Consider the following 22,564-nt stretch of genomic DNA (forward strand, 5'->3'; position numbering starts at 1 on the left):
TCGCACGAGAGAGAATCGCTTGATCAATAATTTGCCCGGACGGGGTGATGACTATGATAAGAAAATAGCGTTACGCTCAGAGGGTATCCTCGCCTGTAGAGTGAACCCATTCTTATAGTGGGTATGTAAATTTCAAAAAGTGCTAAGTGAGTATCGACTAGTTATAGATAAATCTTTCAATCCTTGAAAGCACAGTAGTTGCTGTAAAGCGTCTGTCTTCGAATCACATCCTAACCGCTGCAGCGTCACGTGCCAGTCCCCCGCAGATCAAATGCGCAAGATTATGCAAGTAACCGATCAGTACGGAGCCATTGAGAATAATGGTTTGACGGTCTAGTTATGGCACTGCAGGAGCACGGGCTGATCGTGCACTCAGGGAGGGAGCTGGAAGTGGCACCGGGACATCTATTCGGTGAGCAGAATGAACAGGTCGCAGGGTGGGCGATTCGTTGAAGTGTGATCAAGATGGGCCCAGGGCAGTGGGGATGCTGGGGTTTCATTTGGATAGGTCGGGCAGGGGGGCGATAGGTGATCTGATTCAATTTGCCTACCTGATTATTGCCTCTCGGGGCAATCATGATGTAGGGACTGCTCGGGGACTCTACACCTGGGCGCAGCACAAATACCGAAAGCGATGGTAAGGCAAACACCGTCGACTTCTTGCGCTACAAACAGTGTCGAATAGGCTCGATCAGCTGATCCGACACTGCGAGGTGGGCTCGTTCAGGGCGAGGCCACGATAGCTGACGTCGGACAGTCGCGCGCGTCAGCCGGTCAAGTAACCGGCACGCCTGCAAAAACCGCCGCCGGGCTGGGTTCGGCGGCGGTTTTTTTCGTCAGGCCGACGTGCTCACGTACTTGCCGGACGTGGCGCTGCCGTTGAGGTTGTAGCGGTCACTGAGGGCCGCGACCATGCGGTTCAGGGCTTCAGTGGCCTGGGTGGTGGTTTGCGAAGTGGCTGTTTGCGCAGAGGCGGTCTGGCTGCTGGACGAGGCACTGGCGGAATTCGTCGCGCCCTGCAAGGCGCTGGTCAGTTCGGCGGCGCTGATGCTGCCGTCACTGTCGTTGTCCAGGCTGCTAAACAGATCGCTGGCGTTTTCGGCAGGCGGCGGAGGCGGCGGTTGTTGGGCCTGCAGGGTGGCGGTCAGTTCGTCGAGGCTGACGGTGCCGTCCTTGTTGGTGTCCAGGGCATCGAACACTTTACTGCTGTCGGCGCTGCTGCCCGAACTGCTCAGTGCGGTGGTGAGTTCATCGCTGCTGACCGTACCGTCGCCGTCGCTGTCCAGCGCACTCAGCAGGTTTTGCGCGTCATCCGCCGCAGAGCTGCCTTCCATCTGCATGGGTGGCGGCGGCGGAGGGGACAGGGCGGCCAGTTCGTCGGCGTCGAGGCTGTCATCGTCATTGCTGTCGAGATCGCCGAACGCCTTGCTCAGGCTGACGGTAATGCCGTCTTTGGAGTCCGAGGACAGCGCCGAGCTCAACTCGTCCTTATCGACACTGCCGTCGCCATTGGCGTCGAGTTTCTTCAGTAACTCGTCGGCGAACTTCTTGCTGTTGGCTGTGCTGGTGGTGCTGCTCGTGCTGGCACTGGTGTAACTGGAATAACTGCTATTGCCGCTGACGCCTGTGATCATCGGACTGACTCCCCATCAGATGGATAATGCCGGGGCGGTGCTCCGGCTTATGCAGCGTCAGGGCAAGGCGTGTCGTGGGTGTGTTGGGTTTGTACCGCCGAGCGTACGTGGGCGCTTGCGTGAGACTTCGCTCAGTGGGACCGACTTCAGCCGGGAAGAGGCCAGTCCGAACACCGTCATATTTGCGGTGTGACGCCTGACGAATTCCCGGCTAAAGCCGGTCCCACAATCGGCTCCATCGCCAGTACCACCGAACGCACCCGAGCCCATCGCTGATGACGGCGTCGAGTCAGATTCGCGGCAAGTCCAGCACCGCGGTCAGGCCGCCGCCGGGGGTGTGCTCGAGGCGCAGGTCGCCGCCCATTCGGCGTGCGGCTTCCCGGGCGATGGTCATGCCGATGCCGACGCCGCCCGAGTTGCGATTGCGCGAACTCTCGACGCGATAGAAGGGCTCGAACACCACTTCCCGTAGTTCTTCGGGAATGCCCGGGCCGTGATCGATGACGCTGACCCGCAGGCGATCGCTGGCGTCTTCGATCTCCACGCGGGCATGCCCGGCGTAACGCAGCGCGTTGTCGATGAGGTTGTTCAGGCACGAGCGCAGGGCCATGGGCTGGGATTTCAGCGGCCGGCAGGTGCCGTTCGCCTGAATGTCGTCGCCATTGTCCTGGGCGTTTTCCGCCAGGGATTCGATCAGCGCCTGCACGTCGAAGTACTGCAGCGCTTCGCTGGTGCGCTGTTCGTTCAGGTAGGTCAGGGTCGCGTCGAGCATGCCGATCATGTCGTTGAGGTCCTGGGTCATCTGCCCGTGCAGCCGCGGTTCGTCGATCTGCTCGACCCGCAGTTTCAGTCGCGCGAGCGGCGTGCGCAGGTCATGGGACACGGCGGCGAGCATCCGCCCGCGCTGTTGCACCTGTTCGCGGATACGTTCCTGCATCAAGTTGAAGGCCTGCGCCGCTTGCCGCGCCTCGCGCGGACCATTGGCGGCCAGGGGCGGGCTGTCGAGGTTTTCGCTGAGGCGTTCAGCCGCCTCGCTCAATCGGCGGATCGGCCGGCTCAGGGCCTTGGCGCCGAACCAGGCGGCCAGCACCAGGCTGATCAGCTGGAACAGCAATGGCACCAGCGGAATGCCGAGCATCGGCGGGCGGCACGGCGGCCGGCGTCTGTCGTTCCGGTCTGCCTCGGCGGCAGCGTCGCGTTCGGGGGAGGCTTGCATCTGGCCGGCCATCGGCCGATCGCAGTCGGGCGGAGGCGGCATGCGCGGGCCGTAATAGTGAAACCAGACGAACGCCAGCAAGTGGGCGAGGACGATCGCCAGCAGCGCCCCGCCAAACAGCCGGGCAAACAGGGTGTCGGCCGAGCGGATCAACCAATCTCCCGGGCGTCGAACATGTAGCCTTCGCCGCGCACGGTTTTGATCAGTTGCGGGGATTTCGGGTCATCGCCGAGCTTCTGGCGCAGGCGCGAGACCAGCAGGTCGATGCTGCGATCAAAGGCTTCGATGGAGCGGCCCCGGGCAGCGTCGAGCAGTTGTTCGCGGTTGAGCACGCGACGTGGCCGTTCGAGAAACACCCGCAGCAGGCGGAATTCGGCGTTGGACAGCGGCACGACGAGGCCGTCCGGCGCGGTGAGTTGGCGCAGGACGCTGTTCAGGCGCCAGTTGTCGAAGCGCAGGGTGGTGCGTTCTTCGGTGCGGTCATCGCGCACGCGGCGCAGGATGGTCTGGATGCGGGCAACGAGTTCGCGGGGCTCGAAGGGTTTGGCCATGTAGTCGTCGGCGCCCAGTTCCAGGCCGATGATGCGGTCGGTGGGTTCGCAGCGGGCGGTGAGCATGAGGATGGGGATGTCGGAGGTGCTGCGCAGCCAGCGGCAGAGGGACAGGCCGTCTTCGCCGGGGAGCATGAGGTCGAGCACGACGACGTCGTAGGTGTCTTCGGTCAGGGCCAGGCGCATGGCGTTGCCGTCGGTGACGCCGGTGCTGTGGATGTTGAAGCGGGCGAGGTAGTCGCAGAGCAGTTCGCGGATGGGGATGTCGTCGTCGACGATCAGGGCGCGGGTGTTCCAGCGGCGCTCTTCGCTCGGCGCGGTGGCGGTGGTGCTGTCGGGTGTTGTCTGCATGGTGCTGCCGCCGTGTGGTGCTGCCGATTGGGCCGCGGGTAGGAGTCGACGCTGCCATGCTACTTCGCTGGCGAGCGGGGCGGAAGGGTGGAGGGGGCAGGTGTCGGTGGATTGTCTTGAATGTATCAAGTCAGGTACATCTGCGGTGTGGCTGAGTACGCCGAGATCAAGATCAAGATCCTTAAGATCAAGAGCGTCTGCCTGGGGGCAGACCGTTTCGCCTTCGGCGAGTTACTTGGAAAAGTCGAAAGTCGCACCATCCCCAAGTAACCAAGGGTGCTTGCTCTCGGTTGGGCCCGACTTCGTCGGGTTCCTTCACTCCGGTCTTGCTCCGTGGGCCCGCGCCGAACGGACATCCATGTCCTGACGGCGCTCACGCCGCATCCATGCGGCTCGGCCCACTGCGCAAGACCTGCGTTCAGCCTGCACCCAAGTCGCGATTGGTGGTGACTGGTCTTTTTGTGTTTGAAGCGCAAAAGCGCTTTTAAAGCAGATCAACGGCTTCCCGGCTGAAGCCGGTCCCACTGACTGTACCCAGCTCACACTGTAGGAGCCGGCTTGCTGGCGAATGCATTCTGTCAGTCGATGTATTCATACCTGACGGACCGAGTTCGCCAGCAAGCCGGCTCCTACAGGGCATCGCATCCGGTCAGAAAGAATGTGCAAACGCTAGTCATCACAACAAAACTCGTTTTTGCCGTTTGCCGTTTGCCGTTTGCCGTTTGCCGTTTGCCGTTGCTCTGCTTTTGATCTTCCTACGCAAAAAGCCCAGACACCGCGAAACGCGACTTGGGTGCAGGCCGAACGTAGACGACGCGCAGTGGGCCGAGCCGCATGGATGCGGCGAGAGCGCCGTCAGGACATGGATGTCCGTTCGGCGCGGGTCCACGGAGCGTCGTCGGAGTGAGGGAACCCGACGAAGTCGGGCCAAACCAGGAGCAAAGCGTTTTTAGTTACTTTTGGGGCGCTTTTGCCAAAAGTGACCCGCCGTAAGGGCGGAACCCTAATAACTGCACACACAGATAATGGATATAAACACCGCGTAAAGCCTCCAGAGCCCCGAAAACAACCACTCTTTACGCTTTCTTTATGCCCCCCACCCCCCGTCGCTCTCGTTCCTTTACACCCCCACTGAAGACAATTGCCCCACACGGCAGTCGCCGTATGACGGAGAGTTTTTCATGAGCGTTCTGGATGGGGTGTCACTGCTGCTCGCAGCAGGGTTATTCGTTTACTTGCTGGTTGCGCTCCTGCGCGCCGGCCGGGTCGAGGAGTAACGGCCATGCACGGTTACGACTACCTGCTGATACTGGCGTTTTTCGCCTTGGTGCTACTGCCCGCGCCGCTGCTGGGACGGTTCTACTACAACGTCATGGAAGGCAAGCGGACCTTTCTGACCCCGGTCATGGGTCCCGTCGAGCGCATCTGCTATCGCCTGTCCGGCGTCGACCCCGCGATCGAACACAACTGGAAAACCTACACAATTGCCCTGCTGGCCTTCAACCTGGCCGGGTTCGTCGTGCTGTTCGCCATCCTGCTCCTGCAAGGCTCGCTGCCGCTTAACCCACAGGGTCTGCCGGGCATGGAGTGGTCGCTGGCGTTCAACACCACCATGAGCTTCGTCACCAACACCAACTGGCAGAACTACAGCGGCGAAGCGTCCCTCAGCTACCTCAGCCAGATGGCCGGCCTGACCGTGCAAAACTTCGTCAGTGCCGCCACCGGCATCGCCGTACTGGTCGCGTTCTGCCGCGGTATCAGCCGCCGCTCGACACAGCACCTGGGCAACTTCTGGGCGGACATGACCCGCGCGACCCTCTACGGCCTGCTGCCGCTGTGTCTGGTACTGGCACTGATGCTGGTGTGGCAGGGCGTGCCGCAAACCTTCGCCCATTACGTGGACGCCGTGACCCTGCAAGGTACCGACCAGACCCTTCCGCTGGGCCCGGCCGCCAGCCAGATTGCGATCAAGCAACTGGGCACCAACGGTGGTGGCTTCTTCGGCGTCAACTCGGCGCATCCGTTCGAGAACCCGACCATCTGGAGCAATCTGTTCGAGCTGGTGTCGATCATCCTGATTCCGGTGGCGCTGGTGTTCACCTTCGGCCATTACGTGAAGGACATGCGCCAGAGCCGCGCGATCATCGCCTGCATGCTGGCGCTGTTCCTGATTGGCGGCGCGACGGCGATGTGGGCCGAGTACCAGCCCAATCCTGCGCTGAATATTGCCTCGGTTGAGCAGACCGCGCCGATGGAAGGCAAGGAAACCCGCTTCGGCACCACGGCCACCGTACTCTGGGCGGCGACCACCACGGCAGCGTCCAACGGTTCGGTCAACGGCATGCATGACAGCCTCAACCCGCTCACCGGGATGATCGCCCTGGCCAACATGATGGTTGGCGAAGTGATCTTCGGCGGCGTCGGCGCAGGCCTCTACGGCATGTTGCTGAACGTGTTGATCGCGGTATTCCTCGCCGGGCTGATGATCGGCCGCACCCCGGAATACCTTGGCAAGAAGCTGCAGGCTCGTGAGGTGAAGTTGCTGGTGGCGACGTTGATCGTGATGCCGGTCGGGGTACTGGTGTTCGGTGCGCTGGCGGCGTCGTTACCCGGCCCGGCGGGGGCGGTGAGCAACCCCGGCGCCCACGGTTTCAGTCAGTTGCTTTACGCCTACACCTCGGCCACGGCCAATAACGGCTCGGCGTTCGGCGGTTTCAGCGGCAACACGACGTATCACAACCTGATGCTCGGCTTGTGCATGTTCCTCGGCCGTTACGGATACATCCTGCCGGTGCTGGCGCTTGCGGGCAGTCTGGCGGCAAAGAAAACCGCGCCGCTCAATCAGAACAGCTTTCCGACCCATGGCCCGCTGTTTGTGACCCTGTTGACCGTGACCATTTTGCTGGTGGGTGGCCTGACGTTCCTGCCGACCCTCGCACTGGGGCCGATTGCCGAACATTTGAGCCTGGCCTTCTGAGGACCGAATCATGAACATGCAGATCCCTGCGACAAATAAGACACCCGAACAGCCGTCCACCGTGGCCGGACCGGCGAAGACAGCGATGGCTGACCTTTGGCGGCCAGCGCTGGTCCAGGCTTTCGTCAAGCTCGACCCGCGCCAGTTGCAACGGGCGCCGGTGATGCTGGTGGTGGAACTGACCGCCATCCTGACCACGATTCTGTGCCTGATCCCCGACCCGGCCGTGCCGACCTTCGTGGCGGTGCAGATCGCCGTATGGCTATGGTTCACCGTGCTGTTCGCCAACTTCGCCGAAGCGCTGGCCGAAGGGCGGGGCAAGGCGCGGGCCGACAGCCTGAAAGCAGGCACCGAGGGATTGAAAGCGCGGATCCAGGGCGCAAACGGCAGTTACCAGATGGTCAACGCCAGCACCCTGCGCAAGGGTGATGTGGTGCGCGTCGAAGCCGGGGAGATGATTCCGGGTGACGGCGAGGTGATCGAAGGCATCGCGGCAGTCAACGAAGCGGCGATTACCGGTGAGTCTGCGCCGGTGATCCGTGAGTCCGGCGGCGACCGTTCGGCCGTCACCGGCAACACCCGACTGGTGTCCGACTGGCTGCTGGTGCGCATCAGCGCCAACCCCGGCGAATCGACCCTGGACCGCATGATCGCGCTGGTCGAAGGTGCCAAGCGCCAGAAAACCCCCAACGAAGTGGCCCTCGACATTCTGCTGATCGGCCTTACTTTGATCTTCCTGCTGGTGGTCGTGACCCTGCAGCCGTTCGCGCATTTTGCCGGCGGTAACCTGCCACTGGTGTTCCTCGTGGCGCTGCTGGTCACCCTGATTCCGACCACCATTGGCGGCCTGCTCTCGGCCATCGGCATCGCCGGCATGGACCGCCTGGTGCGCCTCAACGTGATCGCCAAATCCGGCCGTGCCGTAGAGGCGGCGGGTGACGTGCACGTGTTGCTGCTGGACAAGACCGGCACCATCACCTTCGGTAACCGTCGTTGCGCGGCGGTATATGCGGCGCCGGGCGTGACGGCCAAAGAGCTGAGCGAAGGCACATTGCTGGCCTCGCTGGCGGACGACACTGCTGAAGGCAAGTCCATCGTCGAATACCTGCGCGGGCAGCACCCGATGACCGAGCCGGCGCCGAGCCAGCTGACGCCGGTGCCGTTCACGGCGGAAACCCGTTTGTCCGGCGTCGACTTCGAGGGCCGCGTGTATCGCAAGGGCGCCGTGGATTCGCTGCTGAAATTCCTCGGCCGTGACCGCAATGACCTGCCGCCGGTACTGGCGCGGGAAATCGACAAGATCGCCAAGACCGGCGGCACGCCGTTGCTGGTCTGCGGCGACGGCAAACTGCTGGGCGCGATTCACCTCAAGGACGTGGTCAAGCCGGGCATTCGCGAGCGTTTTGAAGAACTGCGCAAGCTGGGCATTCGCACGGTCATGGTCACCGGCGACAACCCGTTGACGGCGGCAGCGATCGCGGCAGAAGCGGGCGTCGATGACGTGCTGGCCGAAGCCACCCCCGAGAAGAAACTGGAGCGCATCCGTCAGGAACAAAACGACGGGCGTCTGGTGGCGATGTGTGGCGACGGCGCCAACGACGCCCCGGCGCTGGCCCAGGCCGACGTCGGCATGGCGATGAACGATGGCACCCAGGCGGCACGGGAAGCAGCCAACATGGTCGATCTCGACAGCGACCCGACCAAGCTGCTGGACGTGGTGCAGATCGGCAAGGAATTGCTGGTGACCCGCGGCGCCCTGACGACCTTTTCAATCGCCAACGACGTGGCCAAGTACTTCGCCATCCTGCCGGCGCTGTTTGCTTCGATCTACCCGCAACTGGGCGTGCTCAATGTCATGCACCTCGCCAGTCCGCAGAGCGCGATCCTTTCGGCGATCGTGTTCAACGCGCTGATCATTGTGGTGCTGATTCCGCTGGCGCTGCGGGGCGTAAGGGTTCAGGCGGCGAGCGCTGCGCATCTGCTGCGCCGCAACCTGCTGGTGTACGGGCTGGGCGGGATTGTCGTGCCGTTCGTGGGCATTAAGGCGATCGACCTCCTGTTGACGGCTTTGCACCTGGTTTAACGCACTGATTGCGCTGCGCGGTGACTGATCCCGCGCGGCGCTCACTTCGAATGAGGAATGAATGATGTCCAGTGTATTGCGTCCGGCCGTGAGCCTGATCGTTCTGATGACCCTGATCACCGGCGTGGCTTACCCGCTGGTGGTGACCGGCGTCGCCCAGTTGGCGTTCCCGGATCAGGCCAATGGCAGCCTGGTGTACGACGACCATGAAAAAGTGATCGGTTCGGAGCTGATCGCCCAGAATTTCACCGGCGAAGAATGGTTTCATCCGCGTCCGTCTGCCGGGGCCTATGCCACCGTCTCCAGCGGCGCAAGCAACCTGGCGCCGAGTAATCCGGCGCTGGCGACGCGAGTGGCCGATGATGCCGCCAAAGAGAAAGTCGACAGCCAGGGGCCGGTGCCGCTGAACCTGCTGACCACCTCCGGCAGCGGCCTGGACCCGCATCTGTCCCCGGCTGCGGCGCAGTACCAGGTGGCCCGCATCGCAGCGGCGCGTAACCTGCCGCGCGAATCGGTACAGAAACTGGTGGCGGACAATACACAGACCTCGCTGATCGGCCCGCCGGTGGTGAACGTGCTGGACTTGAATCTGGGTCTGAATCGGTTACCGTCTGGCAAAGTGGTGAACTGAGGCTGCTGGACAGACATCTGTCGCGCATACCGCTCCTACAATTGGATCTCGGCCGGGACAGACATCTGTGGCGCACACCGCACCTGTAGGAGCGCGCTTGCCCGCGAAGACTTTGGCACGGACGATAGAGGGATGTCGGATGTACCGGCCCCTTCGCGGGCAAGCGCGCTCCTACAATTGGATCTCGGCCGGGACAGACATCTGTGGCGCACACCGGACTGTAGGAGCGCGCTTGCCCGCGAAGACTTTGGCACGGACGATAGAGAAACGTCGGATGTGCCGGCCCCTTCGCGGGCAAGCGCGCTCCTACAATTGGCCTCGGCCAGGATATGTATCTGTGACGCCTCTCTGATTGGGCGATAACCAACGATTAACCGTCATCCAATGGATCAGGACAACCTTCGTGAACTCAACCACCCGCGCCGATGCTTTGCTGGTCAACCTTGCCCGGGACGATCGCGGGCGGCTGAAGGTGTTTCTCGGCGCGGCGCCCGGCGTGGGCAAGACCTACGCCATGCTCCAGGCCGCGCACACGCAGATGCGCCAGGGCGTTTCGCTGCTGGCCGGGGTCGTCGAGACCCACGGCCGCGCCGAGACCGAAGCGCTGCTGGGCGGCTTGCCCCAGCAACCCCTGGTCCGTTCCGAATACCGCGGGGTCATGCTCGAAGAGATGGACCTGGACGGTCTGCTCGCGGCGAAACCCAAACTGGTGCTGGTCGACGAGCTCGCCCACTCCAACGCGCCGGGCAGTCGCCACGCCAAACGCTGGCAGGACATTCAGGAACTGCTCTCGGCGGGGATCGACGTTTACACCACGGTCAACGTTCAGCACCTGGAAAGCCTCAACGATCAGGTGCGCGGCATCACCGGCGTGCAGGTGCGCGAGACCCTGCCGGACTGGGTGTTGCAGGAAGCCTACGAACTGGTGCTGATCGACCTGCCGCCCCGGGAGCTGCTGGAGCGGCTGCGCGACGGCAAGGTCTACGTGCCGGAGCAGGCCCGCGCCGCCATCGATGCGTTCTTCACCCAGACCAACCTCACCGCGCTGCGGGAAATGGCGATGCAGACCGCCGCTGCCCAAGTGGACAACGACCTGGCGCTGGGCTATCGGCAGTTGGGTCAGTCGGCGCCCGCCGTGCGCGGTCGCCTGCTGGTGGGCATCGATGGCGACGCCCAGGCCGAGCGCTTGGTGCGCCACGCCAGCCGGGTCGCCCAACGTCGGCATCTGCCGTGGAGTCTGGTGCACGTCGACAACGGGCGCTTTTTCGATGAGCTGGCGCGCAGCCGTTTGCAGAACGCCCAGCAGTTGGCCGAACGCCTCGGCGGGGAAGTGGTGGTGCTTCGGGCGCCGGAAGTGGCAAAGACATTGATTCAACACGCCACCGAACGCCGCGCCAGTCTGGTACTCGTCGGCCAGTCGCGGCCTTCGATGCGCCGTCGTGTCATGGGGGGCGGCTTGGCGTCGCGTCTGCTGCGTAATGCCCACGGCCTGGAAATCAACGTCCTCGACAGCGAGTCGCGCCCTGACCAGCCGCAATCCACTTCGCCGCGCAATCTGGTCTGGTTCGATTACGTCCTGGCGCTGGTTGCGACGGTCGGCGCCAGCGCCCTGGCCTGGGCAGTGTCCAGCTGGTTGGCGCTGCCGAATATCTCCCTCGTCTTTCTTGCCGCCGTGCTGCTGGTGGCCGTGCGCAGCAGCGTCGGCCCGGCGATGGTCTGTTCGGTGCTGTCGTTTCTGGCCTATGACTTTCTGTTCATCCCGCCGAATTTTTCCCTGAGCATCCAGCGCGAAGAAGACGTGCTGACGCTGCTGTTCTTTCTGCTGATGGCCGCGCTGACCGGCAACCTCGCCGCTCGCCAGCGCCGCCAGTTGCAAGCGCTGCGCGACACTCAGGAGGAGACCAGCGAACTGCTCGACCTGTCCCGCCGTTTGACCGCCGCCACGGATCGTCAGGCGGTGCTCAGCGCCGCCGATCATCACCTGGCCGGCTGGAGCGAGTTGCAGCTGTGCGTGCTGGACAACGATCGCGAACAGGGCTGGAAGGTCGAAGTGGGCGGGTCGCTGGAGTTTTCCGAATTCGAGCGCGCGGCGGCGGACTGGGCCTGGCAGCACGGGCAACCGGCGGGCAAGGGCACCGGCACGCTGCCGTCGGGGAGTTGGTGGTGGCTGCCGTTGTGGGTCGACGATGCGCCGCTGGCGTTGCTGGGCATTCGTGCGAAACAGGGCCAGACCTTCACGCCTCAGCGTCGACGTTTGCTCACGGCGCTGAGTCAGCCACTGGGTCAGGCCCTGGCGCGGGCGCGGCTGGCCGAGGACCTGGAAGCCGCGCGTTTGCACGGCGAGACCGAACAACTGCGCAGCGCCTTGCTGGCCTCGGTGTCCCACGACCTGCGCACGCCGCTGACCGCCATGCGCGGCAGCATCGACAGCCTGCTGGCGCTGGGCGAGGCGATTCCGCTGGAAGACCGTCGCGAGTTGCTCGAAGGCACCCGCGACGAGGCCGAGCGTCTGGACCGTTACATTCAGAACCTGCTGGACATGACGCGCCTCGGTCACGGTGCGCTGAAACTGGCGCGGGACTGGGTCTCGCCGGGTGACATCGTCGGCAGCGCCCTCAATCGCCTGCGCGCGGTGCTTGCGCCGCTGCAGGTGATGACCGAGTTGCCGGCGGAGCTGCCGCTGCTGTATGTCCACGCCGCACTGATCGAGCAGGCGCTGATCAACGTGATCGAAAACGCCGCGCGCTTCTCGCCGGTCAATGGTCGTCTGCAGATGGCGGTCAGTGTGCAGAATGAAGAGATCGTCTTCGCCGTCAGTGATGAGGGGCCGGGGATACCGGAGAATGAGCGCGCAAAGATTTTCGACATGTTCTACACCGCCGCGCGGGGTGACCGAGGCGGGCAGGGCACGGGGCTGGGTCTGGCGATCTGTCAGGGCATGGTCGGCGCCCATGGCGGACGGATCAGCGTGGACGACGGCATCGACGGTCGCGGCACCTGCATCAGCCTGCACTTGCCATTGCAGGCGCAGCCCGAGGCGGAAATGGACCAGGCGGTCTGAACCCGCTTTGCGCTACGCTAATGTCCGTTTGCTACCGACCTTTTCATTCATGACAGGACACCCATGAGCCAGACGGCAACCATTCTGGTGATCGATGACGAGCCGCAGATTCGCAAGTTCCTGCGCATCAGCCTCGCATCACAAGGCTACAAAGTGCTGGAAGCAGGAACCGGCAGCGATGGCTTGACTCAGGCCGCGCTGAATAAACCCGATTTGCTGGTGCTCGACCTGGGCCTGCCGGACATGGACGGGCAGGAGGTGCTCAGCCAGTTTCGCGAGTGGTCGACGGTGCCGGTGCTGGTGCTGTCGGTGCGTGCCAGCGAGGGCGAGAAGGTTCGCGCGCTGGACGCCGGCGCCAACGATTACGTGACCAAGCCGTTCGGCATTCAGGAGTTTCTGGCGCGGATTCGTTCACTGCTGCGCCAGGCGCCGGAGAGCGGTCAGGTGGAATCAGCCGTGGTCATTGGCCCGCTGAACATCGATCTGGCCTACCGCCGGGTGTCGCTGGGCGATGCCGAAGTCGCCCTGACCCGCAAGGAATACGCGGTGCTGGCGCAACTGGCGCGGCATCCCGGGCGGGTCATCACCCAGCAGCAACTGCTCAAGGACATCTGGGGCCCGACCCACGTCGAAGACACCCATTACCTGCGCATCGTGGTAGGTCACCTGCGCCAGAAACTGGGCGACGACCCCGCGGCACCGCAGTACATCGTCACCGAAGCAGGGGTTGGGTACCGGTTGATGAATGCGTGATCACCGAAGGATCGCAAACGCAGATTCCCCATGGGATTGGCGCCGCAGCGCTCCCGTTTGGTGAGCTGACGCAAATCCGCTGTGGGAGCCGGCTTGCTGGCGAAAGCGGTGTGTCAGCCAATATCTTCACATCTGGTTCACCGCATTCGCCAGCAAGCCGGCTCCTACAGGAGGTCGGGGTCCGACCTTGAGCCCGAACCCGCTGCAAAACCTGTAGGAGCGTGCTTGCCCGCGAATGCGATGTGTCAGCCGACCTCTTCAAACCTGACTCACCTCAATCGCCTTCAATGCTCCTGCTCATACCGATCCAGCGTCTCCCTGGCAATCTGCCGCCCCAGCGCGATCAGCTCCGGGGCTTTGTAGAATTCGAAGAACCGGCACACGCGTTTCGGCACGTTGATCAGGATGTCCGGCGGGTAGCCGGCGATTTTGTATTGCGCCAGGGAGGTCTGCATCACCTCGAAGCTCTGGTTGATCAAATCCAGCAGTGAGGCCGGGCCGACGTTGTCGATGATGATCGAGCCGCTGGCCGATCTCGGCGCGCCGGGCTGGGTGGGCGCGGCGGCGGGTTGCTGACCCTGGGGGTCGGCGGATTTAATGTCGGCCATCAACCACGGATTGCCCGTCAACACCGCAGCGCTGGGTTTCAGGCGCTCCTGGGCCAGACGCAAACCGTCCTGGCCGGTCAGGTCCAGCTTGCGGCGGAATGGCAGGTGCGAGCCGATGGAACTCATCAAGCCGTCGAAACGCTTCTTCACCGCCGGAGGACGCTCGATGACCGGCAAGGTGTAATGCTTCTGGGTCGTGGAGTTGAGGTTGACCGCGACAATCAAATCGCAATGGCTCGACACCACCGGCACAATCGGCAAAGGGTTCAGCAATCCGCCATCGACCAGCGTGCGATTGCCCTGAACCACCGGGGTAAACAGGCTGGGGATCGCCGCCGAAGCACGCATTGCCGAATGCAGATTGCCTTCCTGAAACCAGATCTCCTGCTGGTTGGTCAGGTCCGTGGCCACTGCGGTGTAGGGGATCGGCAGGTCCTCGATGTTGATCTCGCCGACGATGTCGCGAATTTTGCCGAACACCTTTTCACCGCGAATCGCCCCCAGCCGGAAACTCACGTCCACCAGCCGCAACACGTCCAGGTAATCCAGACTTTCAATCCACGCCTTGTACTCGGGCAGCTTGCCTGCCGCATAGATCCCGCCGATCACCGCGCCCATGGAACAACCGGCGATGCAAGCGATGTCGTAGCCGCGATGCTCCAGCTCTTCGATGACGCCGATGTGCGCGTAACCCCTGGCGCCCCCGGAGCCCAGGACCAGCGCGATGCGTTTATTCATGTGCGGTTTCCCGTTGTCAGCGTTCAGGCGGCCAGCCAGGCAGCCGATTCATCACACACCAGCGTAACGCCAACGGCGCGAAACGGGTATCGTGCATCGCCCCGCTGTGGCACTTTTGCAGCGCCGCACCATCAAAGCCGCATCGTCGATTTCCTTAGTTGAGGTAACACCCATGAAAGCCTGGATCTGCCTGCCCCTGTTGGCGTTGGTTCTCACCGGTTGCGCCGGCAAAACGGCCTACCGCGACAGCTGCGCCACCAATCTTGACGGAGCCTGGCACGAGCTCGATCTGGCCAAGGCCGAAGGTTTCGCCGGCACGGTCAGCTACTCCAAGGCCCTGTCGCTGCTGACCGGCGCCAAGACCCAGCAGCAGTTCGAAGCGTTCGAGGGTTGCTCCGAGAAAGCCGAGAAAGCCCGTTTCTATATCCGCGAGTCCCGCGCGGGTCGCTGAAATCGACTCACGTCTGCGCGGGCACAATGTGCCTGCGGCCGCACCCGATACTCCTGTAGGAGTGAGCTTGCTCGCGAAGCATGCTGTCAGTCGCCATCGAGCTGGCTGAGATAACGCGAATCGCGAGCAAGCTCACGCCTACAGTCCTGTTTCGCTCCACCCTGATGAATCCCTCCCTCCCGCTCTAGCGAAAAGGCCTACGCTGACCTTACAGTGGCTGCACGTCTGGCATTGTCTGCAGTCCTATAAGCCATGAGCAGTCGCCTGGGGAGGCCTTCCGATGGGCAGAAAACTGGATGCGTGTCTCAACGCGATCAACGAAGTGGTGCTGGGCAAGGAACCGCAGGTTCGCCTGGCGCTGACCTGCCTGCTGGGCGGCGGTCACCTGTTGATCGAAGATTTGCCCGGCATGGGCAAAACCACCCTCAGCCACACCCTGGCGCGGGTGCTGGGCTTAAGCTTTCAGCGTATTCAATTCACCTCCGATCTGCTGCCGGGCGACATCCTTGGCACGTCCGTTTTTGATCGCGACACCGGGCAGTTCACCTTTCACCCCGGGCCGATCTTCGCCGAGCTGGTGCTGGCCGACGAAATCAACCGCGCCACGCCCAAGAGCCAGAGCGCGCTGCTCGAAGCCATGGAAGAGGGTCAGGTCACCATCGAAGGCGCGACCCGTCTGCTGCCCGATCCGTTTTTCGTCATCGCCACCCAGAACCCGTTCAGCCAGGGCGGCACCTTCGCCTTGCCGGAATCGCAATTGGACCGCTTTCTCATGCGCCTGTCGCTGGGCTACCCGGCGCGGTCGGCGGAGAAGGCCCTGCTGCTGGGGGAATCCCGTCGTGATCTGCTGCCGCGCATCGAGCCGTTGCTGGACCACGCCGAACTCGCTTTGCTCCAGCAGCAGGCTCGACAGGTGCGGGCCAGTGACGCCCTCGTCGATTACGTGCTGAGGCTGGTCGATGCCACGCGCAGCCAGCCGCAATTTGCCTATGGCCTGTCGCCCCGCGCGAGCCTGGCAATCCTGTCGGCGGCGCGGGCCTGGGCGTTACTGGCCGGACGCGATTACGTGATTCCCGAAGACGTGCAGGCGATTCTGCCCGCCGTCATCAGCCACCGCCTGCGCGAACGTACCGACCCGACCGGGCATGGCGGCGGCGCGCTGGTCCAGTGGCTACTGCGCGAGGTGCCGGTGCTGTGATCGAACGCTTCAAACCGGTCTGGCAGCGCTGGGTGGGACGCCGCATTCCCCCGGCGTCGCGGGTCGAACTGGATCACCGCCGAATCTTCATCTTGCCAACCCGGGTCGGCGGCACGTACGCGCTCATTCTTTTTCTGTTGCTGCTGGTGTCGATCAACTATCAGAACAGCCTCGCCTACGGCCTCACCTTCCTGATGCTGTCGGTGGGTGTGCTCGCCATCCTGCACACCTACCGCAACATCAGCGGGCTGGTGCTGAGTGGCGGCCACGCGCGTTCGGTGTTCGTTGGCGAGCCGGTGCAACTGCGCCTGCGCCTGGAAAGCAGCGGCCATGGCCATCAGGCGATTGCCCTGGGCTGGGACAGCGAACAACTGGAGCAGACCGACGTTGAAGCCGAGCGTCTGGTGGAAGTCGGCCTGACCTTGCCGGCGCTCAAACGCGGCTGGATGCGGGCCCCGCGTTTGCGCGTGGAGAGCGTGTTTCCGCTGGGGATCTTTCGCGCCTGGAGCTGGCTGGATCTGGAACAGACCGTGCTGATCTACCCGCAGCCAGTGGCTGGCACCATGCCGCTGCTGCAAGGCGTGCAACCCCATGCCGAGGACGACGGCCACGCGACGACAGGCCCCGGCGTCGATGATTATCAGGGCCTGCGCCTGTGGCAGCCGGGCGATTCGATGCGGCGGATGCACTGGAAAGCCTGGTCGAGAGGGCAGGGGTTGATGGTCAAGGAGTTCAGCGACCTCAGCGGCCACGACCTGTGTCTGGACTTCATGGCCCTGGGCGGGGATATCGAAGAGCGGCTGTCGCGCCTGTGTTACTGGGTGCTGGAATTGTCGCAACGTCAGCAGCCGTTCGCGCTTCGCCTTCCCGGTTTTATCTCGGCGGTGGACAGTGGCGATGCCCACCGCGAAGCCTGTTTGCGCCAGTTGGCGCTGTATGGGGTGCGGGCATGAAAGGCGCGGCGCGATGACCTCCTCAAGCCTGGCCAAACCGATTCCGCGAGTCAGCCTCAACTGGCTGCTGATCGCCCAGGCGCTGGTGATCGTGCCGTTCGCCTTGCACGTGCCGGTGGCGTTGATCGTGCTGTGGCTGGTCTGCTCGTTCTGGCGCATTCAGATCTTCCGCATGCGCGTGAGGATGCCCGGCACCTGGATCAAATCGGGTCTGCTGGTCGGCACCGCCGGGGGCATTTATCTGGCCCGGGGCAGTTTGATCGGCCTGGACGCAGGGGCGGCGCTGCTGATCGCGGCGTTCATTCTGAAGATGCTGGAAATGCAGAACCGCCGAGACGCGCTGGTGCTGATCTTTCTCGGCTTCTTCTGCATCGCGGTCGGTTACCTGTTCGAAGACTCGCTGCTCTGGGGCCTGTTTACCCTGCTGCCGATCACCACACTGCTGGCGGCGTTGATCGGCCTGCAACAGTCCGGCATCTCCAGCAGGCCCGCGGCCACGTTGCGGCTGTCGGCCAAACTGCTGTTGCAGGCCGTGCCGCTGATGCTGTTGCTGTTTCTGTTTTTCCCGCGCCTTGAGCCGCTGTGGTCGTTGCCGCAACCGAGCAACAAGGCGCTGACCGGGCTGTCCGACAGCATGGCGCCGGGGGACATTGCCGAGTTGAGCAAATCTGCCGAGCTGGTGTTTCGCGCGAGTTTCGACGGCCCGCTGCCGCCGCGCAACCAGCTGTACTGGCGCGCGCTGACCCTGGAGCAATTCGACGGCAGGCGCTGGTCGCAATCCTCGCGGGCGCAGGTGCCGGACGCGCCGCTGTGGCGCCGGGAAGGCGAGCGGGTCAGCTACAGCGTGGTGCTGGAACCGACCGGCAAGCCGTGGCTGATGACCCTCGACGTGGGCCAGACCGATCTGGCCGGAGTGCGCCAGATGAGCGATTTTCGCTGGCAGCGGCGGCGACCGATCGAGCAATCGATGCTCTACAACGTCGAATCCTGGCCCGACGCAGTCCGCGAGACCGTGCTCAGCGACGGCGCCCGGTTGCAGGCCCTGCAACTGCCGGCCAAGGGCAATCCCCAGGTGCGCGAATGGGCAGCGGACCTGCATCGGCGCCACCCCGAGACTGACGCCGTGGTGGACGCGCTGCTGTCGTACTTCACCTCGCAGCCGTTCCGCTACACCCTCAAGCCCCCGGCGCTGGGCGCCAACAGCATCGATGACTTCCTGTTCGGCAGCCGCGCCGGCTTCTGCGCTCACTACGCCGGGGCCATGACCTTTGCGCTGCGGGCGGCGGGCGTGCCGGCGCGGGTGGTGGCCGGTTATCAGGGCGGGGAGCTGAACCCGGACGGCAACTACCTTACGGTGCGGCAGTTCGATGCCCACGCCTGGGTTGAATACTGGCAACCGAACGTGGGCTGGCGCAGCGTTGATCCCACCGCAGCGGTGGCGCCCGCGCGGGTCGAGCAGGGGCTTGAACAGGCGCTGGCGGCGGACGAAGACTTTCTTGCCGATTCGCCGATGTCAGCCCTGCGCTATCGGCACCTGGCCTGGGTCAATTCGATCCGCATGAGCTGGGACAACCTCAATTACGGCTGGCAGCGCTGGGTCCTGGGCTATCAGGGTCAGCAGCAACTGCAGGTCCTGGGCCGCTGGTTTTCCGGGTTTCAGGCGCCGGTATTTGCCGGCGGCGCGGCGGTTATTCTCGGCCTGCTGGCGCTGTGGCTGTTCAAGCCGTGGCGCCGCGAAAGCGATTCGCAACTGCGCCTGTTCAACCATTTCGAACGTCTGCTCGCCCGGCAGGGTCTTAAGCGTCAGCCGGGTGAAGGCGCTCAGGCGTTTGCGCAACGTGCTGCCGAGCAATTGCCGGCCCACGCCGGGGCGATCCGGGATTTTGTCAGCGAGTTCGAAGCCCAGCGCTATGCCGGTGCAGACGGCTCCGTCGGTGCCCTGCGCCAGCGCCTGAAGTCCTTGCGCCGTAGCCTGCCGTGGCGTTTGTCCGCTGTAAGGGGCAAGCAGTCGTAAATCATCAGACATCAATCTTCAACCTGGGAGTGCTTCATGTCAGCGATGGTCGATCACCTGGTCGCCGAGATTATCGGCCTCAACGTCAAACTGCTTGCCTGCCACGCGCGGCTGGAAGTCTCCACCGACAGTGAAGCGCTGCACGACCTGCGCACCAACGTCCGCCGCCTGCGCAGCGTGTTACGTCCGCTGCGTGGCCTGCCGGGGCTGGATCAGGTGGAAGGCGCGGCGAAGGAGGTCGGTGCGCTGACCACGCCTTTGCGCGACATGCAGGCGCTGGCGGCGTTTCTCGATGAGCAGGGTCTGCCCCAGGCGGCTGCCAAGCGCGATCAATACCTGAAAACCGCGTGCCCGAAAGTGGCCAGCTCTGCGGAGCTCAATCGGCTGTTCGGCGTGCTGGATCAATTGCCGGCCCTGCTGCGCACCCAGGAGCGCCACGGCCTGCTCGACAAGCTGGAGCAGCGCATTGAAAAGCGTCTGGACAAGCAGTGGAAGCAACTGCGAGAAGCCATAGGCGACCCTGCCCACGACCGCCATCGCCTGCGCCTGTTGATCAAGCGCGTGCGCTACGCCGGCGAGGCCTACCCGGAGCTCAGTCATCAGCCGAAGAACATGCAACGGCGGTTGAAAGCGGCCCAGGGCGCCCTGGGCGATTGGCACGATCACCTGCAATGGCTGGAACAGGCGCGGCATCAGGCGGATCTGGCGCCTTGTGTGGCCGGGTGGGAATTGGGCATTCATCGTGCCGAGCAAAAGTCTGACCAGGTCCTGGAGCGCCTGTACAAGGCCTGCTTCGGCAAACATTCTCCGCGCTAAGGCCTTTCGGTCCTCAGGGGCGTTGAGCTCCGTCGCTTTTAAACAGCTTGGTCCGCAGGATTGGCGGTTATAAACCCTGTCCTGCGGCGGCTGCCTCGCTACCATTTGCCCATCCTGCCTGCCACCCTGGAACGCCCATGAAATTCTCCGAGCTGCTCGATGCCGTCCGTACCCATCCCGAATCCGTCAGCATCCCTGCCTCGTGGGCTCAGGGGCGTGCCTGCTTCGGCGGGCTGATGGCCGCGCTGATGTATGAAGCGATGCGCGTGAAGGTCTCGACCGAGCGGCCGGTTAGGTCGTTGGCGATCTGCTTCGTCGCCCCACCGGCCATCGACACGCCGATCTCGTTTGAAGTGGAGATCCTGCGCGAGGGCAAGGCGGTCAGTCAGGTTCTGGGACGGGCCAGGCAGAATGGCGAGGTCATGACCCTGATTCAGGGCAGTTTCGGCGCCCCCCGTGAGTCGATGGTTGCGGTGCAAGCCGAGCCTGCGCCCGTGTTCAAGCCGGTGGACGAGATTCAGCCGTTTCCGTTTGTCTCGGGTGTGATGCCGGAATACCTGCGCTTCATCGACCTGCGCTGGGCGCTGGGCGGTCTGCCGTTTTCCAACACGCCGTCGGCGGCGATTGGCGGCTACGCACGCTTGCGGGACGTGGACGAGGAACCCTTGACCGAAGCGCATCTGCTGGCGCTGGTCGACACCTGGCCACCGGCCGTGCTGCCGCATCTGAACAAGCCTGCACCGGGAAGCTCATTGACCTGGACAATCGAATTTGTGCAGCCGTTGCCCGCGATGACCACCCATGACTGGACGCAGTACCGCGCGGTGATCGAGCATGCCCGCGATGGCTACGGTCATACCGCAGCGGCATTGTGGACGCCGAAAGGGGAGTTGGTGGCGATCAGTCGCCAGACGGTGACTGTGTTTGGCTGACTAAAAATGAGTGCGCCGGGGTTGCCGAAGGCGTGCTCAGGTGACGCATGAAGGAATGAGCCAAAGGCCTGAGGCCTTATAAGCCTCGGGCTTTGATGGCCTGGGCAGCGACCAGACCGAGCACGCCAATGGCGGCGGACGTCAGGCTGCCGTTGAACGCGGCGTCCAGCAGCAACAGGCCGGAGACGATGGCCAGCGGGAACGCCAGGGACGACAGCACGACATTTGACGGCAAGCCTTCCTTGCGCGATGGGTGGAAGAATTCGCCAATGTGAAGGTCGGTAATGAACTTGGGCATGACGCTTACCTCGGTGATGCTTGAATAAGAAGTGTTTTCGATAAAGGTGAGAATAGGCCCGGATCTTCACTTCGGCGAATCGAGGATTGCTATCAGCGTGATAGAAGGCAGGTGGACTGGCTCCCACCGCTTTGATTCAGGGTGTTTTTTGGGGCGCGAGCCACAATCGGTGCAGGAGCGTGGCTTGTCCCGCGATCGGCGGCGCAGCCGTCGTGAAGCCAGGCGCCACCCTTATGTCTGACATGCCGCGTTCGCGGGATTTACTGCCGCTGCGCGCCAGAATCGCGGGACAAGCCACGCTCCTACAGTGATGTCCTGCGGAATATGGCAGACCGTGCTGTTACGACGCTTGAGCGGCAGCTTCCACCACCGGCAACGCAAAGAACGCGCGCGCGCAGTCGGTGGTGTGGGCCGCGACATCCGCCGGGCTCTCTCCTCGATGCAGTGCCACTTCCCGCAGCACCTCGGGCAAATAGGCCGGTTCGTTGCGGCCGTTCTTCGGTTTGGGCCGCAAGGTGCGGGGCAGCAGGTACGGCGCATCACTCTCCAGCATCAACCGGCCCCGCGGAATGTCGCGGACCAGCGGGTGCAGGTGCGTGCCCCGGCGTTCGTCGCAGATCCAGCCGGTGATGCCGATGTGCAGGTCCAGATCCAGATAGTTGAACAGCGCGCGCTTTTCCCCGGTGAAGCAATGCACCACCGCCGCCGGGAGTTGATCGCGAAAATCTCGCAAAATGGCGAGCAGGCGCTCATCGGCATCGCGCTCATGGAGAAACACCGGCAGTTGCAGCTCCACGGCCAGGGCCAGATGCGCTTCCAGGACCTTTTCCTGCTGCGGGCGAGGGGAGAAGTCGCGATTGAAATCCAGGCCGCATTCACCCACGGCGCAGACCGTCTTCTCACGCAGCAGCGCCCTGAGCTGGCGCTCGGTTTCGCCCGTCCAGGCGCTGGCCGAGTGCGGATGAATGCCGGCAGTGCTGAACAACCGCTCGGCGCTTTCATCGAGCTGACGGGACAACACCAGGGCCTGTTCGCTGCCCTCGACGTCGGTGCCGGTGAGGATCAACTGGCCGACGCCGGCGGTGTATGCGCGCTCCACCACCTCGCGTTCGCGGCCGGCGAAGCTGGGGTTGGTCAAGTTGACGCCAATGTCTATTAGTTGCATGGTGCTACCTCAGGCCAGAGGCCGAGAAGAATACCAGAGCGATTGAAGCGATAAAAAACAAGCAGGCTCAACTGCTTGGAATACCCGAACCCTGTGATCCCGCCTTTGTTGACGCACGCCGCGATGCACGCGAC

The 22,564-nt window shown here is 63.5% G+C and carries 19 protein-coding genes and 1 pseudogene; 14 read left to right on the plus strand and 6 right to left on the minus strand.

All coding sequences use genetic code 11. The annotated features are described in order from the left end of the window. Window positions 1–384: 384 nt before the first annotated feature. Window positions 385–641, plus strand: a pseudogene (locus tag ACQKEN_RS20850) (hypothetical protein); the annotation flags it as partial. 195 nt (window positions 642–836) lie between these two features. Here ACQKEN_RS20850 and xopAW read toward each other — a convergent pair. The 3 genes from xopAW to ACQKEN_RS20865 all read right to left on the minus strand — a co-directional run bounded on the left by xopAW (window position 837) and on the right by ACQKEN_RS20865 (window position 3,752). Further along, window positions 837–1,634 (minus strand): XopAW family type III secretion system calcium-binding effector, encoded by a 798-nt coding sequence (gene xopAW / locus ACQKEN_RS20855; protein WP_427688391.1) that lies wholly within the window; start codon window positions 1,632–1,634, stop codon window positions 837–839. 289 nt (window positions 1,635–1,923) lie between these two features. Then, window positions 1,924–3,003 (minus strand): sensor histidine kinase, encoded by a 1,080-nt coding sequence (locus tag ACQKEN_RS20860; protein ID WP_427688393.1) that lies wholly within the window; start codon window positions 3,001–3,003, stop codon window positions 1,924–1,926. Next, a complete protein-coding gene (locus ACQKEN_RS20865) occupies window positions 3,000–3,752 on the minus strand; it encodes a response regulator (protein ID WP_133771586.1) in 753 nt (250 codons plus the stop codon). The genes ACQKEN_RS20860 and ACQKEN_RS20865 overlap by 4 nt, the downstream gene beginning before the upstream one ends. 120 nt (window positions 3,753–3,872) lie before the next feature. Here ACQKEN_RS20865 and ACQKEN_RS20870 point away from each other — a divergent pair, with 120 nt between their 5' ends. From ACQKEN_RS20870 to ACQKEN_RS20900, 7 genes are all read left to right on the plus strand, one after another. After that, window positions 3,873–4,022, plus strand: coding sequence for a hypothetical protein (locus ACQKEN_RS20870; RefSeq protein WP_427688395.1), 150 nt, complete (start codon window positions 3,873–3,875; stop codon window positions 4,020–4,022). 911 nt (window positions 4,023–4,933) lie between these two features. Beyond that, window positions 4,934–5,029, plus strand: coding sequence for a K(+)-transporting ATPase subunit F (kdpF, locus tag ACQKEN_RS20875; protein WP_037009437.1), 96 nt, complete (start codon window positions 4,934–4,936; stop codon window positions 5,027–5,029). Window positions 5,030–5,034: 5 nt separating this feature from the next. Beyond that, the gene (kdpA, locus tag ACQKEN_RS20880) at window positions 5,035–6,729 is read left to right on the plus strand and encodes a potassium-transporting ATPase subunit KdpA (protein WP_427688397.1); all 1,695 of its coding nucleotides are present in this window, start codon (window positions 5,035–5,037) and stop codon (window positions 6,727–6,729) included. 85 nt (window positions 6,730–6,814) lie between these two features. Further along, a complete protein-coding gene (gene kdpB / locus ACQKEN_RS20885) occupies window positions 6,815–8,812 on the plus strand; it encodes a potassium-transporting ATPase subunit KdpB (protein WP_427688430.1) in 1,998 nt (665 codons plus the stop codon). Window positions 8,813–8,876: 64 nt separating this feature from the next. Then, a complete protein-coding gene (kdpC, locus tag ACQKEN_RS20890) occupies window positions 8,877–9,443 on the plus strand; it encodes a potassium-transporting ATPase subunit KdpC (RefSeq protein ID WP_427688399.1) in 567 nt (188 codons plus the stop codon). A 403-nt stretch (window positions 9,444–9,846) separates the two neighbouring features. Continuing rightward, entirely contained in the window at window positions 9,847–12,504 is a 2,658-nt protein-coding gene (locus ACQKEN_RS20895) for a DUF4118 domain-containing protein (RefSeq protein WP_427688401.1), read from the plus strand. A gap of 63 nt (window positions 12,505–12,567) precedes the next feature. After that, the gene (locus ACQKEN_RS20900) at window positions 12,568–13,257 is read left to right on the plus strand and encodes a response regulator (protein ID WP_427688403.1); all 690 of its coding nucleotides are present in this window, start codon (window positions 12,568–12,570) and stop codon (window positions 13,255–13,257) included. 284 nt (window positions 13,258–13,541) lie between these two features. Here ACQKEN_RS20900 and ACQKEN_RS20905 read toward each other — a convergent pair whose 3' ends face one another. Then, window positions 13,542–14,603 carry a patatin-like phospholipase family protein gene (locus ACQKEN_RS20905; protein WP_427688405.1) on the minus strand — a complete coding sequence of 354 codons (1,062 nt, stop codon included), beginning with the start codon at window positions 14,601–14,603 and terminating at the stop codon, window positions 13,542–13,544. 172 nt (window positions 14,604–14,775) lie between these two features. Here ACQKEN_RS20905 and ACQKEN_RS20910 point away from each other — a divergent pair, with 172 nt between their 5' ends. From ACQKEN_RS20910 to ACQKEN_RS20935, 6 genes are all read left to right on the plus strand, one after another. After that, window positions 14,776–15,054: a hypothetical protein gene (locus tag ACQKEN_RS20910; protein ID WP_037009450.1), complete on the plus strand. Its 279-nt coding sequence runs from the start codon at window positions 14,776–14,778 to the stop codon at window positions 15,052–15,054. A 280-nt stretch (window positions 15,055–15,334) separates the two neighbouring features. Continuing rightward, window positions 15,335–16,252, plus strand: coding sequence for an AAA family ATPase (locus ACQKEN_RS20915; protein ID WP_122538460.1), 918 nt, complete (start codon window positions 15,335–15,337; stop codon window positions 16,250–16,252). Further along, window positions 16,222–17,205, plus strand: a complete 984-nt coding sequence (locus ACQKEN_RS20920) for a DUF58 domain-containing protein (protein ID WP_427688408.1) — start codon at window positions 16,222–16,224, stop codon at window positions 17,203–17,205. Before ACQKEN_RS20915 ends, ACQKEN_RS20920 begins: the two co-directional genes overlap by 31 nt. A 13-nt stretch (window positions 17,206–17,218) precedes the next feature. Next, window positions 17,219–19,219 carry a transglutaminase TgpA family protein gene (locus ACQKEN_RS20925; RefSeq protein WP_427688410.1) on the plus strand — a complete coding sequence of 667 codons (2,001 nt, stop codon included), beginning with the start codon at window positions 17,219–17,221 and terminating at the stop codon, window positions 19,217–19,219. Between the two features lie 36 nt (window positions 19,220–19,255). Beyond that, window positions 19,256–20,035 (plus strand): CHAD domain-containing protein, encoded by a 780-nt coding sequence (locus tag ACQKEN_RS20930; protein WP_427688412.1) that lies wholly within the window; start codon window positions 19,256–19,258, stop codon window positions 20,033–20,035. A 137-nt stretch (window positions 20,036–20,172) separates the two neighbouring features. Next, a complete protein-coding gene (locus ACQKEN_RS20935; protein ID WP_427688413.1) occupies window positions 20,173–20,967 on the plus strand; it encodes an acyl-CoA thioesterase in 795 nt (264 codons plus the stop codon). A gap of 76 nt (window positions 20,968–21,043) precedes the next feature. On the opposite strand, the gene ACQKEN_RS20940 is transcribed toward ACQKEN_RS20935, so the two are convergent. Both ACQKEN_RS20940 and ACQKEN_RS20945 read right to left on the minus strand, forming a co-directional pair. Then, window positions 21,044–21,265, minus strand: coding sequence for a hypothetical protein (locus tag ACQKEN_RS20940; protein ID WP_427688415.1), 222 nt, complete (start codon window positions 21,263–21,265; stop codon window positions 21,044–21,046). A 340-nt stretch (window positions 21,266–21,605) separates the two neighbouring features. After that, window positions 21,606–22,430, minus strand: a complete 825-nt coding sequence (locus ACQKEN_RS20945; protein ID WP_427688417.1) for a TatD family hydrolase — start codon at window positions 22,428–22,430, stop codon at window positions 21,606–21,608. Window positions 22,431–22,564 lie beyond the last annotated feature (134 nt).

It is taken from the genome of Pseudomonas sp. NPDC078416, assembly GCF_050268485.1.
Taxonomy (GTDB): domain Bacteria; phylum Pseudomonadota; class Gammaproteobacteria; order Pseudomonadales; family Pseudomonadaceae; genus Aquipseudomonas.

What these genes read in the sequence shown, in the direction of transcription:
- xopAW (WP_427688391.1), bottom strand. Translation starts at nt 1,634, where the DNA reads ATGATCACAGGCGTCAGCGGCAATAGCAGTTATTCCAGTTACACCAGT.
- ACQKEN_RS20865 (WP_133771586.1), bottom strand. Translation starts at nt 3,752, where the DNA reads ATGCAGACAACACCCGACAGCACCACCGCCACCGCGCCGAGCGAAGAG.
- ACQKEN_RS20870 (WP_427688395.1), top strand. Translation starts at nt 3,873, where the DNA reads ATGTATCAAGTCAGGTACATCTGCGGTGTGGCTGAGTACGCCGAGATC.
- kdpF (WP_037009437.1), top strand. Translation starts at nt 4,934, where the DNA reads ATGAGCGTTCTGGATGGGGTGTCACTGCTGCTCGCAGCAGGGTTATTC.
- kdpA (WP_427688397.1), top strand. Translation starts at nt 5,035, where the DNA reads ATGCACGGTTACGACTACCTGCTGATACTGGCGTTTTTCGCCTTGGTG.
- kdpB (WP_427688430.1), top strand. Translation starts at nt 6,815, where the DNA reads ATGGCTGACCTTTGGCGGCCAGCGCTGGTCCAGGCTTTCGTCAAGCTC.
- kdpC (WP_427688399.1), top strand. Translation starts at nt 8,877, where the DNA reads ATGTCCAGTGTATTGCGTCCGGCCGTGAGCCTGATCGTTCTGATGACC.
- ACQKEN_RS20900 (WP_427688403.1), top strand. Translation starts at nt 12,568, where the DNA reads ATGAGCCAGACGGCAACCATTCTGGTGATCGATGACGAGCCGCAGATT.
- ACQKEN_RS20905 (WP_427688405.1), bottom strand. Translation starts at nt 14,603, where the DNA reads ATGAATAAACGCATCGCGCTGGTCCTGGGCTCCGGGGGCGCCAGGGGT.
- ACQKEN_RS20910 (WP_037009450.1), top strand. Translation starts at nt 14,776, where the DNA reads ATGAAAGCCTGGATCTGCCTGCCCCTGTTGGCGTTGGTTCTCACCGGT.
- ACQKEN_RS20915 (WP_122538460.1), top strand. Translation starts at nt 15,335, where the DNA reads ATGGGCAGAAAACTGGATGCGTGTCTCAACGCGATCAACGAAGTGGTG.
- ACQKEN_RS20925 (WP_427688410.1), top strand. Translation starts at nt 17,219, where the DNA reads ATGACCTCCTCAAGCCTGGCCAAACCGATTCCGCGAGTCAGCCTCAAC.
- ACQKEN_RS20930 (WP_427688412.1), top strand. Translation starts at nt 19,256, where the DNA reads ATGTCAGCGATGGTCGATCACCTGGTCGCCGAGATTATCGGCCTCAAC.
- ACQKEN_RS20935 (WP_427688413.1), top strand. Translation starts at nt 20,173, where the DNA reads ATGAAATTCTCCGAGCTGCTCGATGCCGTCCGTACCCATCCCGAATCC.
- ACQKEN_RS20940 (WP_427688415.1), bottom strand. Translation starts at nt 21,265, where the DNA reads ATGCCCAAGTTCATTACCGACCTTCACATTGGCGAATTCTTCCACCCA.
- ACQKEN_RS20945 (WP_427688417.1), bottom strand. Translation starts at nt 22,430, where the DNA reads ATGCAACTAATAGACATTGGCGTCAACTTGACCAACCCCAGCTTCGCC.